12 protein-coding genes are annotated in these 13,447 nt (G+C 71.3%); 7 read left to right on the top strand and 5 right to left on the bottom strand.

What is annotated here, in order from left to right; genetic code table 11:
- Positions 1 to 17: 17 nt before the first annotated feature.
- The 6 genes from MKK53_RS19920 to MKK53_RS19895 all read left to right on the top strand — a co-directional run bounded on the left by MKK53_RS19920 (position 18) and on the right by MKK53_RS19895 (position 7,547).
- Entirely contained in the window at positions 18 to 905 is an 888-nt protein-coding gene (locus tag MKK53_RS19920; RefSeq protein WP_243930495.1) for a transporter, read from the top strand.
- Between the two features lie 179 nt (positions 906 to 1,084).
- Complete coding sequence (locus MKK53_RS19915; protein ID WP_243930494.1) at positions 1,085 to 1,645, top strand: ubiquinol-cytochrome c reductase iron-sulfur subunit; 561 nt, start codon at positions 1,085 to 1,087, stop codon at positions 1,643 to 1,645.
- 101 nt (positions 1,646 to 1,746) lie between these two features.
- Positions 1,747 to 3,606 (top strand): PQQ-dependent dehydrogenase, methanol/ethanol family, encoded by a 1,860-nt coding sequence (locus tag MKK53_RS19910; protein ID WP_243930493.1) that lies wholly within the window; start codon positions 1,747 to 1,749, stop codon positions 3,604 to 3,606.
- Positions 3,603 to 4,097 (top strand): hypothetical protein, encoded by a 495-nt coding sequence (locus tag MKK53_RS19905; RefSeq protein ID WP_243930492.1) that lies wholly within the window; start codon positions 3,603 to 3,605, stop codon positions 4,095 to 4,097. Before MKK53_RS19910 ends, MKK53_RS19905 begins: the two co-directional genes overlap by 4 nt.
- Positions 4,098 to 4,189: 92 nt before the next feature.
- A complete protein-coding gene (locus MKK53_RS19900; protein ID WP_243930491.1) occupies positions 4,190 to 5,785 on the top strand; it encodes a class I adenylate-forming enzyme family protein in 1,596 nt (531 codons plus the stop codon).
- 34 nt (positions 5,786 to 5,819) lie between these two features.
- Positions 5,820 to 7,547: a thiamine pyrophosphate-binding protein gene (locus tag MKK53_RS19895; protein WP_243930490.1), complete on the top strand. Its 1,728-nt coding sequence runs from the start codon at positions 5,820 to 5,822 to the stop codon at positions 7,545 to 7,547.
- Between the two features lie 282 nt (positions 7,548 to 7,829).
- On the opposite strand, the gene MKK53_RS19890 is transcribed toward MKK53_RS19895, so the two are convergent.
- The 5 genes from MKK53_RS19890 to MKK53_RS19870 all read right to left on the bottom strand — a co-directional run bounded on the left by MKK53_RS19890 (position 7,830) and on the right by MKK53_RS19870 (position 12,540).
- Positions 7,830 to 8,174, bottom strand: a complete 345-nt coding sequence (locus MKK53_RS19890) for a DUF6285 domain-containing protein (protein ID WP_243930489.1) — start codon at positions 8,172 to 8,174, stop codon at positions 7,830 to 7,832.
- A gap of 17 nt (positions 8,175 to 8,191) precedes the next feature.
- Positions 8,192 to 9,208: a phosphotransferase family protein gene (locus MKK53_RS19885; protein ID WP_243930488.1), complete on the bottom strand. Its 1,017-nt coding sequence runs from the start codon at positions 9,206 to 9,208 to the stop codon at positions 8,192 to 8,194.
- A gap of 2 nt (positions 9,209 to 9,210) precedes the next feature.
- Entirely contained in the window at positions 9,211 to 9,978 is a 768-nt protein-coding gene (locus tag MKK53_RS19880; RefSeq protein ID WP_243930487.1) for an SDR family NAD(P)-dependent oxidoreductase, read from the bottom strand.
- Positions 9,979 to 9,985: 7 nt separating this feature from the next.
- Entirely contained in the window at positions 9,986 to 11,164 is a 1,179-nt protein-coding gene (gene bktB, locus MKK53_RS19875; protein WP_243930486.1) for a beta-ketothiolase BktB, read from the bottom strand.
- 170 nt (positions 11,165 to 11,334) lie between these two features.
- Positions 11,335 to 12,540, bottom strand: a complete 1,206-nt coding sequence (locus tag MKK53_RS19870; RefSeq protein ID WP_243930485.1) for an acyl-CoA dehydrogenase family protein — start codon at positions 12,538 to 12,540, stop codon at positions 11,335 to 11,337.
- Between the two features lie 142 nt (positions 12,541 to 12,682).
- Here MKK53_RS19870 and MKK53_RS19865 point away from each other — a divergent pair, with 142 nt between their 5' ends.
- Positions 12,683 to 13,399 carry a TetR/AcrR family transcriptional regulator gene (locus MKK53_RS19865; RefSeq protein ID WP_243930484.1) on the top strand — a complete coding sequence of 239 codons (717 nt, stop codon included), beginning with the start codon at positions 12,683 to 12,685 and terminating at the stop codon, positions 13,397 to 13,399.
- Positions 13,400 to 13,447: the final 48 nt, after the last annotated feature.

The raw sequence follows: 13,447 nt of genomic DNA, 5'->3' as shown, positions 1-13,447 counted from the left end.
GATCTTTGGGGGATGCCATGGGAAAGGGAACGACACGTGTCGCCGCGGCGGCGCTGGGCCTGCTGAGCCTGGCGCTGCCACAGGGCGGAGCCGTCGCGGCGGATGTCACCTTCGCGGTGATCGGCCCGCGCGAATACGAACTGCCGGTCAACTACAAGGACTTTTTCGCCTTCGTTCAATACGGTGAGTTCAACTCGAGCTCGCAGTACTTCGACGCGCGCGGCAACCTGACGAGCCAGCCTCGCCAGAACCTCGCCGTCGGCCTGAGCAAGTTCGTCTACTTCACGACGCTCGACTCCCTCCCCGGCGTCGGCATCGCCCTCGAGGCGATCCTGCCGGAGGCCTATCTCGGCGTGCGCGGCGGGGGCGAGCAGCTCGGCTTCGGCGACACGATCTGGGGCGCGGCGACCTGGATCAAGCCGACGGAGAACAGCACCCTCGGCTTCCAGAGCTTCCTCCAGGCGCCGATCGGGACGGACAACTTCACGAACAACTACTACGCCAACCTGTCCAGCATCCTGTTCGACGTGCAGAGCGAGCGGCTGAGCTTCACCGGCGATGCCGGCGGCATCTTCCGCGGCGAGCAGCGGGCCCCCGGCCAGCCGCGGATCAACCCCGGCATGACGTTCCACACCAACCTGCGCCTCGGCTTCAAGCTGAACGACCCGAAATTCCCGGTCGAGCCGTTCCTGGCGCTCGATTATCAGTACAACACGGCCTCGGACCTGGCCATCAGCCACCTCGTCATCCCCAACAGCCACGGGCAGGATCTCGCCCTGGGCGCGGGTCTCGCGGTGTTCTACGATCCGAAGCAATCGATCACGGTGCGCTACTCGCGCAGCGTTTACGGCGTCAACATGACGCCGACGAATGCCGTGTACCTGAAGTACGTCTACATTCCATAAGAATCACGGCGGACGACAAGTACCCGTGACAGTCGTGGCCGGCGATGGACTGACCTTCCCGTAACGAAGGCAGGCCGAATGTCAGGAAAGCCGATCGAAAAGGCGGCCGGACGCGGCAACTGTCGCGTTCGGGGTGAGGCAGTCGCCGCCCTGGCCGGTCAGCAGAGGAAACGCATGCGATGTCGGTGAATGACGGTTCCGGGACGATGATCGACAGGCGCACCGCCCTCCTGGGGCTGGCCGGCTGCTGCCTCGCCAGCCCCGTCCTCGCGGGGGCGGAGGAGGAGCTGCCCGAGAAGGGCGACAGCCTCGTCTACGCGGACGGCGACCTGGAGGGGAAGCCGGTGGTCCTCTCCGCCCTGAAGGAGGCCGAGCCCGTGCTGGCGACCGCCGTCGATCCCTCCGGCGTCCAGCGCACGGAGTCGCGCTTCGCCAAGATCGTCCTCGTGCGGGTGCCCGAGGCCGACATCGACGAGGACACCAAGCCCCACGCCGCCGACAACGTGGTCGCCCTCTCGGCGATCTGCACCCACCAGGGCTGCACGGTGAACGGCTGGGATCCGGCCAACAAGGCGCTGCTCTGCTTCTGCCACGGCTCGGAATTCGTCCCCGGCGAAGGCGGCCGGGTCGCCAAGGGCCCCGCCCGCAAGCGCATCCCGGTGTTGCCGCTGGCGGCCAACGACAAGGGCGAGGCCGTGGCGGCCGGCGCCTTCCTCGGCAAGCCCGGTCCGGGCGCCTGACACCGCCGGCACCGGCCGGTGCGCGCGATGTCGCCCGACGCCCCCGCGGGGATGCCGGGCCGAACCGATCCGACAAGAACAGAACGTCAGGGAGTGCAACGATGTCCGAGAAGCATGGTCGCGGCGCCGGGCGAAAGCTCGCCGCCATCCTCGTCGGGGCGACGGCCCTGACCTGCGGCACCCTCGCCGCCGCGCAGGCCGGCGAGGCGGCGCAGGATTACAAGTCCGTCACCGATGAGCGGCTGGCCAATCCCGAGCCCGAGAACTGGCTCCAGTACCGGGGCAACTACGCCGGCTGGGGCTACAGCCCGCTGGCCAAGATCACCTCCGAAAACGTCGCCCGGCTGGTGCCGGCCTGGACCCTCTCGACCGGCGTGATGGACGGCCACCAGGCCCCGCCGATCGTCAACGACGGCGTCATGTTCATCTCGACGCCCCAGGCGCAGGTGCTGGCGGTCGATGCCCGCGACGGCACGGTGCTGTGGCGCTACCAGAAGGACCTGCCGCCGGAGCTGTTCCAGCTCCACCCGACCAACCGCGGCGTCGGGCTCTACGGCGACAAGGTCTACGTCGCCACCACCGACGCCTGCGTCGTCGCCCTGGAGGCCAAGACCGGCAAGGTCGCCTGGACCAAGTGCGTCGCCAAGTGGAAGGACGGCTACTACATGACGCTCTCGCCCCTGGTGGCGAAGGGCAAGGTCGTGGTCGGCGTGTCGGGCGGCGAGTTCGGCATCCGCGGCTTCATCACCGCCCTCGACGCCGAGACCGGCGAGGAGGCGTGGAAGACCTTCACCGTCGCGGGCCCCGAGGATCCGGGCTTCCAGACCTGGAAGGGCGACTCGTGGAAGACCGGCGGCGCGCCGGTCTGGATCCAGGGCACCTACGACCCGAAGACGGAGCTCGCCTACTACGGCACCGGCAACGGCGGCCCGTGGATGCCCGACACCCGCCCCGGCGACAACCTCTATTCCACGTCGGCGATCGCCCTCGACATCAACACCGGCAAGATCAAGGGCCACCACCAGTACCACTACAACGACGCGTGGGACTGGGACGAGGTGTCGGCCCCGGTGCTGATCGACATCGAGCGCAACGGCAAGAAGGTGCCCGCCGCCCTCCATGCCGGCCGCGACGGCTACCTCTGGACCCTGGAGCGGACCAAGGACGGCCCGATCAACTTCGTGGACGCCAAGCCCTTCGTCGAGCAGGACGTGTTCTCCGGGCTCGATCCGAAGACCGGCCGGCCGAGCTACCACGCCGAGCGGGTGCCCACCACGGGCAAGAAGGTCTCGTTCTGCCCGAGCCTGTGGGGCGGCAAGGATTGGCCGCCGGAGGCCTACAACCCCGGCACCGGCCTGTTCTACATCCCGGCCAACACCAACCTCTGCGCCGACATCCAGGGCGTGGCGGTGAAGAACCGCAAGCCGGGCGAGCTCTACATCGGCGTGCCGGTGGAGGAGATCCTGTCGAGCCTGCGCTTCAAGGACGGGCTCGACGTGAGCAAGCCGGTCCGCATCGGCCAGCTTCAGGCGTGGGATCCCAACACCGGCAAGCAGGTCTGGACCCATGACTTCATGGATTCGGCCACCTGGGGCCCGGTGCTGACCACCGGCAGCGGCCTCGTCTTCGCCGGCGGCACCAGCGACCGCAAGTTCCGCGCCTTCGACGGCAAGACCGGCAAGGTCCTGTGGGAGATGCGCCTGAACTCCGGCACCATCGGCGTGCCCTCCTCCTTCGCGGTGGACGGCGTGCAGTACGTCGCGGTCCAGTCCGGCTGGGGCGTCGATGCCGACCGGATGCTCGGGGGCATCAACAGCCACCTGCCCGAGGAGCGCCGGGTGCGGATGGCGCCGCAGGGCGGCGTCGTGTGGGTGTTCAAGGTGATGGACCAGGCGGTCGAGAAGCCCACGGGCGGAAAGCGCGCCGACGCGGCCGCCCCGGAGAAGGCGGCCGCGAAGTGAGGACCGCCGTCCTCACCCTGGCCCTGGCGGCGGGGCTTTGCGGCCTCGCCCCCACCCTGCGGGCGCAGGCCACGCCCTCGGCCGCGACCGCGGCGCAGGGGGCCCTGCCGTCCGATCCGCAGGGGGTGGTCGACTACGTCAAGGCCGCGTTGCGCGACCGGGACGAGGCGGCCGTCGAGCGCCTCGTGAACTGGGACGGGGTGCGCCTGCCGCGCAAGCGCCTGACGCTCTTCCAGATCCGCACCACCTTCGGGCGGCCGATCAGGGAGATGGCGGTCGAGGACTTCCCGGCGGACGGCCTTGCCGAGGTCGAGGCGCGGGGTACCTTCAAGCCCAACATGGCGGTGACGAAGCGCCTGCGGATCGTCTTCGACGAGGACGAGGGCCGAGCCGAGGGCACGCCGCCCACCAACGTCTTCCTCCTCGGCGAGAAGGACGGCGCCTACCGGATCGCGGTCCTGAACGCCGTCAGCCCGCCCGGGGGCAAGTAGCGGGCCCCGCCCGGGGGCAAGCAGCGGGACCCGCGAGGGAACGGCCGCGGCGCCGACGTTCGGCGCCGCTTCGACATGCCTGAGAGAGTGCGATGAAGGACCTTTTGACGTTCGGCCAGATGCTCTCGGTGCATGCCCGCCTTCGCCCCGAGGCGAGCGGCGCGCGGGATCTCGAGCGCGCCATGAGCTTCCGCCTGTGGAACGAGCGGGCCTGCCGCCTCGGCAACGCGCTGCTCGGCCTCGGCCTCGCCAAGGGCGCCCGCGTGGCGGTGCTGGCCTACAACTGCGTCGAGTGGGCCGAGATCTACGCCGCCACCGCCAAGGCCGGTCTCGTCGCCGTGCCGATCAACTTCCGGCTCGTGGGCCAGGAAGTGCGCTTCATCGTCGAGAACGCCGAGGCCGGGGCGCTCATCGTCCAGGACGAACTCGTCGGCCTCGTGGAAGCGATCCGCGCCGACCTGTCCATCCCGGTGGGGAACCTGATCCATTTCGGCCGGCTCCACCCCTGCCCGGCGGGATTCCGCGATTACGAGGACTTCCTCGGACAGGGAAGCGCCGGGGAGCCGGAGGTCACGGTCTCCCCCGACGACCCCTGGATGCTGATGTACACCTCGGGCACCACCGGGAACCCGAAGGGCGCGATCCGCAGCCATCGCGGCGCGGCGAACCTCTCCCTGTGCACGGAGATCGAGCTCGGCATCCACCGCAACGACGGCGCGCTGCTCGTGATGCCGATGTGCCATGCCAACTCGCTCTACTTCTTCGGGGCGTTCAGCTATTGCGGCGGCAGCGTCTCGATCTACTCGCGCAAGAGCTTCGACCCGGAGCACTGCCTCAAGACGCTGGCCGAGGGCGAGGCGACCTTCACCTCCCTGGTCCCGACCCATTACATCATGATGCTCGGCCTCGCCGCCGGGGTGCGGGACAAGTACAACCTCGACCGCGTCACCAAGCTGATGATCTCGTCCGCCCCCGCCCGGCAGGAGACCAAGCGCGCGGTGATGGAGCTGTTTCCGAATTCCGGCCTGTTCGAGCTCTACGGCGCCACCGAGACCGGCTGGGTCACCATGCTCCACCCGCGGGAGCAGTTCACGAAGCTCGGGTCGGTCGGCCGCGAATGCGTCGGCTCGGCGCCGATCAAGCTGCTGGACGCCGAGGGGAACGAGGTGCCCGACGGGCAGCCGGGTGAGCTGTACTGCAACAACCCGTACCTGTTCGACGGATACTGGAAGCTGCCCGAGAAGACGGCCGCCGCCTTCCACGGCGAGTACTGCACCGTGGGCGACATGGCGATCCGCGACGCGGACGGCTTCATCCAGCTCGTGGACCGCAAGAGCAACATGATCATCTCCGGCGGCGAGAACGTCTACCCGTCCGAGGTCGAGGCGGCGCTCGGGCGCCACCCGGCGGTGCGGGACGTGGCGGTGATCGGCCTGCCCGACGCCAAGTGGGGCGAGCGCGTCCACGCGGTCGTGGTGCTGCACGATGGCGCCGCCCTGAACACCAACGAGCTGATCGAATGGAGCCGGGAGCATCTCGCCGGCTACAAATGCCCGCGCAGCCTGTCCTTCGTGCCGGTGGACGACGTGCCGCGCAACGCCACGGGCAAGGTCATGCACCGGGTGCTGAAGGAGCAGGTCCTGGAGGGCGAGCGCCTCGCCCAGGCCGGGCACCGGGCCGCGAGCTGAGGCGCCGCCTCCCCCACGATCGAAGGAATCGCCCATGCAGATCTCGCCCGACAGCGTCGCGGCCGTCGTCGCCCGGTCCCTGAAGGCGCGCGGCGTCACCCGCGTCTTCGCCCTGTGCGGCGGCCACATCATGCCGATCTGGATGCGCCTCGACGCCGAGGGCATCCGGATCATCGACGTGCGCGACGAGCGGGCCGCCGTCCACATGGCGCAGGCCCACCACGAGGTGACGGGGGAGCTGGGCGTGGCCCTGGTGACGGCCGGCCCCGGCATGACCAACGCGGTGACCGGCATCGCCAACGCCCACGTCTCCCGCGCCTCGGTGCTGGTCCTGTCCGGCACCAACCCCCGCGGCCAGGAGAACCGCGGCGGGCTGCAGGACCTCGACCACACCCACCTCGTGCGCACGGTCACCCGCTACGCCCGCACCGTCCGCGAGCCGGCCCTGGCGCTGGCCGAACTCGACGAGGCGATCGCCCGGGCCCTCGGCGAGGGCGGCGAGCCGGGTCCGTCCTACATCGACTTCCCCGCCGACACCCTGCGCGGCCTCGTGCCCAAGCCCCTCCAGATGGAGGAGCACCTCGGGTCCAAGCCCCGCGTCGTGCCGCAGCCCGACCCCGCCCGCATCGCGCAGGCGGTGGACCTGCTGTGGTCGGCCCGGCGCGTCCTCGTGATCTCGGGGCGCGGCGCCCGCCGGGCCGGGCCGGAACTGATCGCCCTGCTCGACCGGCTCGGCGCGGTCTACCTCGACACCGGCGAGAGCCGCGGCCTCGTGCCCGATGCCCACCCCTCCGTCGTCGGCGCCATGCGCGGGGCGGTGATGGGCGATGCGGACGTCGTGCTCACCGTCGGCCGCCGGCTGGACTTCCAGCTCGCCTACGGGTCCCCGGCGGTGTTCGGGGACGCCCGCTTCGTGCGCCTCGCCGACACCCCGGCCGAACTGCGCGACAACCGCCGCGGTGCCGTCGAGATCCTCTCCGACCCCGCCGCGGCACTGCGCGCCCTGCTGGACGCGGCGGGGAACCGGGCGAGCGCCGTCGATCGGGGCTGGGCCGAGACCCTCCGGTCCAAGCACGACCAGCGGGCGACCAAGCTGCGGCAGACCATGGCCTCCGCCCCCGCCGGGAGCGACGGGCGGCTCCATCCCAACCGCGTCATCGCGGCCCTGCAGGCGGCCATCGAACCCGACGCCATCGTGGTGACCGACGGCGGCGACTTCCTGAGCTTCGCCCGGATCGGCCTCTCGGCCTCGACCATGCTCGATCCGGGGCCGTTCGGCTGCATCGGCGTCGGCGTGCCCTACGGGATCGCCGCGAGCCTCGCCTGCCCGGAGCGCACGACCGTGGTGGCGACGGGGGACGGCGCCTTCGGCTTCAACGCCATCGAGCTCGACACGGCGGCCCGGCACAAGGCCCCGGTCCTGATCGTGGTGGCCAACAACGGCGCGTGGCAGATCGAGGTCCACGACCAGACGGTGACCCACGGCAAGGTGGTCGGCACGCGCTTGGCCTTCAGCGACTATGCCGGCATGGCCCGGGCCCTGGGGATGCACGGCGAGCGGGTGGAGCGCGAGGAGGATCTCGGCCCGGCGATCGCGCGGGCGCTCGCCAACCGCCCTGCCCTCCTCGACGTGGTGGTGACGCCGGAGGCCGTCTCCTCGGACGCCAAGACCGGCCTCGCCTGGGTCCCGGACCTCCAACCCCTGGCCGCCTGGGACGAGGCGGAACGCGCCTGGCGGGCGGGCGAGGGCGCCCGCGACTGAGGTCGGCGGATCGTCCCCCCCTCTTCCTGCGGGGAGAGGGGAGCGGCGGCGACCGCCCGGCGGGACAGCGGGGTGCCGGCGAAAGCGGGCCCTGAAGTCCCCGCCTCCCACCGTCCCTGCGAGCCACGCGACGCAATCCGGGGACGCGCGAGGTCTCGAAACGTCCCGCTCCCCGAGATGGCCTCGCTGCGCGCGCAAGAATGGTGTGGGATCCGGACGGGCGATCCGGCCCGCCCGATCCTTCCGGCCGGCCTCCTTCGCTCGGGACTGACGACGAACGCCCTACGCGTCCGCCGCCTTGGGCGCCTTCCAGATCCCGGAGGCGACCGTGGCGGTTTCCAGCAGCGCGGCGTGGAGGGCCGCGTCGCCGTCGTGGCCGCCGGCGCGGATCGCGGCGACCAGCGTCGCGCGCTTGGCGTCCTCCGGCTCGGGGCCGGGGGGCAGCGCCCTGTCCCAGGCATGCGCCACCGCGTCGGCCTGCGCGATCTCGCGCAGGGCGATGCCCAGCGCGTTGGCCACCATCAGCGCCACGTAGCGCGGGCGGCCGGCGAGGCCGGGCACCACCTCCTCGGTGAGCGCCCGGCGGGCGGCATCGATCAGGGCGGCGCCGGAGGGGTCGTCACGCATCGCGCAGGTCTCTCGGGTCAGCGGGGCCAGGCGGCGGGGCCGGTGGCACGCAGGATCGCCTGCTCCAGCTCCGGCACCATCCGCCCGGTGAGGGCGAGTTCGAGGGAGAATTCCCGGCCGGAGACGTGGCGCGCCCCCTGCTCCAGGGCGATCACCGCCCAGCGCAGGTGCGCCATCACCTCCCAATAGGCCACGGCCTCGGGGGTGAAGGGCCGTCCGCCGCCCTCCCGGTAGCCCCGGTAGAACGCCTCGCGGGAGCCGATGCCGCCGGCCTCCTTGTCCTGCCGGCCGAAGCGCCAGCAGGCGGCGCAGAACCAGCCGAGGTCCTGCACCGGATCCCCCCAGCCCGAGAACTCCCAATCGAGGATCGCGGTGAGGCCCGCCTCATCGACCATGTAGTTGCCGGTGCGGAAATCCCGGTGGACCAGGGCCGGGGCAGGACAGGGAGGCGCCGCGACCTCGGCCCAGCGCAGGCCCCATTCGATGGCCGGGCGCTTGGCGCCGATCCCGTCGAGGTTCGCCCGCAGCCGCAGCACCTCGGCGCGGGCGGGATCGGGCTCCGGGGGGCCGAGGAAGGCGAGGTCCGGGGGCGGGTCGCCGCGCGGGTCGAGCACCCCGTGGATCTTCGCGAGCTCCCGCCCGAGGTCCCGGGCCAGCGTCTCCCGGTCGCCGCCGAGCGTGAGGTCCTTGGCGATCCGGGGGCCGAGGCCGACGCCCGCCACGAGGCCCATCAGGGCGAAGGGCGCGCCGATCACCTCGGGATCCTCGCACAGGCCGACGGGCTCCGGCACGCGCACCCCCGCCGCCCAGGCGGCCTGCAGCAGGCGGAACTCCTCGGACCGGCTCCGGCTGGAGGCGATGGTGGCCGGGGCGTCCTTGCGCAGGACGAACTCGCGGCGGCCCTCGCCGAGCCGGCAGCGGATCAGGCGGTTCTCCTGGATCGAGCCGCCGCCGAGCGGCCGGTTCTCCTCGATCGTCAGGCCGGGCTCCCGGAGATGCCCCGCGATCCAGGCGCCGAGCCGCATCTCGTCCATGCTCAAAGCCCCGACACGAGGTGGCCGCCATCGACGGCGATGACCGAGCCGGTCATGTAGGATCCGGCATCCGAGGCGAGCAGCAACAGCGCGCCGTCGAGTTCGTCCGCCTCGCCGAGGCGCCGCTGGGGCACGCGCTTGATCAGCGCCCTCCCCGGCTCGGAATCGAAGAACCGGGCGTTCAGTTCGGTCCGCACGTAGCCCGGCGCCAGGGCGTTCACCCGGATGCCGTACCGCGCCCATTCGAGGGCGAGGCTCTTGGTCAGCTGGATCACCGCGGCCTTCGAGGCGGAGTAGGGGGCGAGCCCCCCGGCGACCCGCAGGCCGAGGATCGAGGCGACGTTGACGATGCTGCCCCCGGCCCCGGCCGCGACCATGCGCTTGGCGGTGGCCTGGGCGACGAGGAACGCGCCTTTCAGGTTGGTGTCGAGCACCCCGTCCCACTCGGCCTCGTCGAGGTCGAGGGCGGGGGTCGTGGTGGTGACGCCGGCATTGTTGACGAGGACGGCCACCGGGCCGAACCGCTCCTGCGCCCGGTCCAGGGCCGCCTCGATCCCCGCCCGGTCGGTCACGTCCATGACGAGGGCCTGCGCCTCCCCGCCCTGCGCCTCGACGGCGGCCACCGTCTCGGCCAGGGCCTCCGCCCGGCGGGCGCCGAGGGAGAGCCGCGCCCCGGAGCGCGCGAGCATTCCGGCGAAGTGGCGCCCGAGCCCGCTCGACGCGCCCGTGACCAGCACATGCCGGCCGGTGAGATCGAACATCCCGCTCATCGCGCCCTCACTGGATGCGTTCGAAGGCGACGGCGATGCCCTGGCCGCCGCCGATGCACATGGTGGCGAGGCCGTAGCGACCGCCGGTCCGGGCGAGTTCGTACAGGGTCTTCACCGCGATGATCGCGCCGCTGGCGCCGATCGGGTGGCCGAGCGCGATGGCGCCGCCGTTCGGGTTCACCCTGTCCGGGTCGAGGTCGAGGGAGCGGGACACCGCGCAGGCCTGGGCGGCGAAGGCCTCGTTCGATTCGATCACGTCGAAGTCGGCGGCGCGCAGGCCGGTGCGCGCGAACAGGCGGCGCACCGCCGGAACCGGGCCCATGCCCATCTCGGAGGGGTCGACGCCGGCATGGGCGTAGCCGACGATCCGGGCGAGCGGCGTGGCGCCCTCGCGGGCGGCCTTCCCGGCGCTCATCAGCACCAGGGCGGCGGCGCCGTCGTTGAGGCCGGACGCGTTGCCCGCGGTGACGCTGCCGTCCTTGGCGAAGGCCGGGCGCAGCTTGGCGAGGTCCTCACGGCTCGTGGCCTTGGGGTGCTCGTCGGTGTCGAAGGGGACCGTCTCACGCTTGCGCTGCACCGCGATGGGCAGGATCTGGTCACGGAACCGGCCCTCGGCGATGGCCTTGGCCGCGCGGGCCTGGCTTTCCGCCGCGAAGGCGTCCTGATCCTCGCGGGAGATGCCGTAGCGGCTGGCGATGTTCTCCGCGGTGACGCCCATGTGGCCGTGGCCGAACGGGTCGGAGAGCACGCCGACCATGTAGTCGACGCCCGTGATGTCGCCCATCTTCTGGCCGAACCGCGCCGCCGACAGGAGGTGGGGCGAGCGGCTCATGCTCTCGGCACCGCCGGCGACCGCCGCCTCGGCATCGCCCAGCATCACCGCCTGCGCCGCCGAGACCAGGGCCTGGAGGCCGCTGCCGCAGAGGCGGTTCACGGTCATCGCCGGCACCTCCTTGGGGATGCCGCCCTCGATGGCGGCGACCCGGGCGATGTAGGCGTCCCGCGGCGTCGTCGGGATGACGTGGCCGAAGACGACGTGGCCGATCTCCTCGCCCGCCGTGCCGGATCGCTTCAGCGCCTCGCTCACGCATTGCGCGGCGAGCTCGGCCGGCGGAATCGCCGCCAGCGACCCGCCGAAGGTGCCGATCGCGGTGCGCACCGCCCCGGTGATGACCACATCCGTCATGACGACCTCATTCTGTTCGTTCGTGCCGCGTCACTTCGTTCGAAGGGACACCACCGTCTTTGCGAGCGCAGCGAAGCAATCCAGGGATGCGCCACGCTTCAGATCGTCCCGCTGCCCTGGGTCCCCTCACTGCGTCCGCGATGACGGGGTTGGGCAGGACGGCCGGGTGCTCACGCCCCCACGTCCCAGGTCCAGAAGGCGTCGCCCTCGGCCTCGAGGTTGCGGTTGAGCACCATCTTGTGGACCTCGTCGGCCCCGTCCACGAGCCGCGCCTGGCGGGCGTAGCGGTAGATCCATTCCAGCGGCGTGTCGGTGGAGTAGCCCCGGGCGCCGTTGATCTGGATCGCCGTGTCGGCCGCCGCGTGCAGCAGGTTGGCGACGTGGACCTTGGCCATCGAGACCTCCTTGCGGGCGAAGCTGCCCTGGTCCAGCGCCCAGGCGGCCTTCATCACCAGCAGCCGGCCGATCTCGATGCGCATGGCGAGGTCGCCGAGCATCAGCTGGATGCTCTCCCGGTCGGCGAGCCGCACCCCGAAGCCCTGCCGCTCGGCGGCGTAGGCGCGGGCGATCTCGACGCAGCGCTTCGACAGGCCGAGCCAGCGCATGCAGTGGGTCAGCCGGGCCGGGCCGAGGCGGATCTGGGTGAGCTTGAGCCCGTCGCCCTCCTTCATCAGGACGTTCTCGGCGGGGATCTCCAGCCCGTCGAACAGCAATTCGCAGTGGCCGCCGTGCTCCTCCGGCCCCATGATCGGGATGCGGCGCAGGATCTCCCAGCCCGGCTGGTCCCGGTGGAACAGGAAGGCGGTCAGGCCCTTGCGCGCGTCGTCGGAGGTGCGGGCCATCAGGATGAAGTGGGCCGCGTCCTCCGCCCCGGTGATGTACCACTTGCGCCCGGTGACGACGTAGGTGTCCCCCCGGCGCTCGGCGCGGGTCTGGATCATGCCGGGGTCGGAGCCGCCGCCGGGGTGGGGCTCGGTCATGGCGAAGGCCGAGCGGACCTCGCCCGCCACGATCGGGGCGAGCCAGCGCGCCTTCTGCGCGGGGGTGGCGACCTTCTCCAGCACCATCATGTTGCCGTCGTCCGGGGCGGCGGAGTTGAACACCACCGGCCCGAAGATCGAGCGGTTCATCGCCTCGTAGCAGACCGCCATGCCGACCTTCGACAGGCCGGCCCCGCCGGTCTCGGGGGCGAGCTGGAGGCACCACAGCCCCTCCGCCCGGGCGAGCGCCCGCAGGCGCTCCAGCTCCGGCAGGGCGATGTTGCCGTGGGCGTCGAAGCACGACCGGTCCGCCTCCACCGGGAGGATGTGCCGGTCCACGAAGGCCGCGATGCGGGCGCGGTACGCCTCGACCTGGGGGGAGATGGTGAAATCCATCGTGGCAGCCTTCCGCAACGCCCGCCGCAACGCCCAAAAAACGAGCGAGCGCTCGAATTTTTTAGCCCTTGGATTCCCCGTTGGCAATAGGCTATGGATCCGGCAGGGCGCGTCGGCGGCGAGCGCGCACGATCATGGAACGATGACGCTGGCCGAAGCTGCGGATTCCCAGAACACGCCGTTGGAGACGGTCCCGAGGAACGCCACCTCGACCGAGGCGATCTGCGCGCGCATTCTCGAGCGCCACCGCGACCGGGTGAGCGTGCGCAAGCCGCACCTCGCCACCGCCAACCTCGCCCGGATCATCGAGGCGGTGCTGAAACTCTCGAGCCGGCAGAGCTTCCACGAGATGAGCCTGCGGGACCTCGCGCGGGTCTCCGGCCTCAGCATGGGCGGCCTCTATTCGTACTTCGACAACAAGAACACGCTCCTCGTGATGATCCTCACGGAGGTGTCCGAGACGGTGGGGGCGGTCCTCCGGGATGCGCCGGCGGGGCTCGATGCGGACCCGGCCGCGCACCTGCGCTGGCTCATCGACACGCACATCCGGCTGACCGAGGCGATGCAACCCTGGTTCGTCTTCGCCTTCATGGAGGCGAAGGGCTTTCCGGCCGCCGCCCGGGCGTTCGCCACCGAGAGCGAGCTCGCCACGGAACGGATCTTCGCGGATGTGCTCGCCCGCGGTGTCGCGCAGGGCGTCTTCACCGTCCCCGACATCGACCTGACCGCCGCGCTGATCAAGCCGCTGCTGCAGGACTGGTACGTCAAGCGGGCGAAATACCGGAAACGCGGGACACCGATCCACGCCTATGTCGCGGGCGTCATCGCCTTCGTCGAACGGGCCATCGCCAGGACCTGACGATCGCCCGCACCCGTCGCTTTTTGCCCTTGAACGAATACAGAATTT

It is taken from the genome of Methylobacterium sp. J-076, assembly GCF_022829405.1.
GTDB lineage: Bacteria > Pseudomonadota > Alphaproteobacteria > Rhizobiales > Beijerinckiaceae > Methylobacterium.
This window is presented reverse-complemented; position numbering and strand designations above follow the sequence as displayed.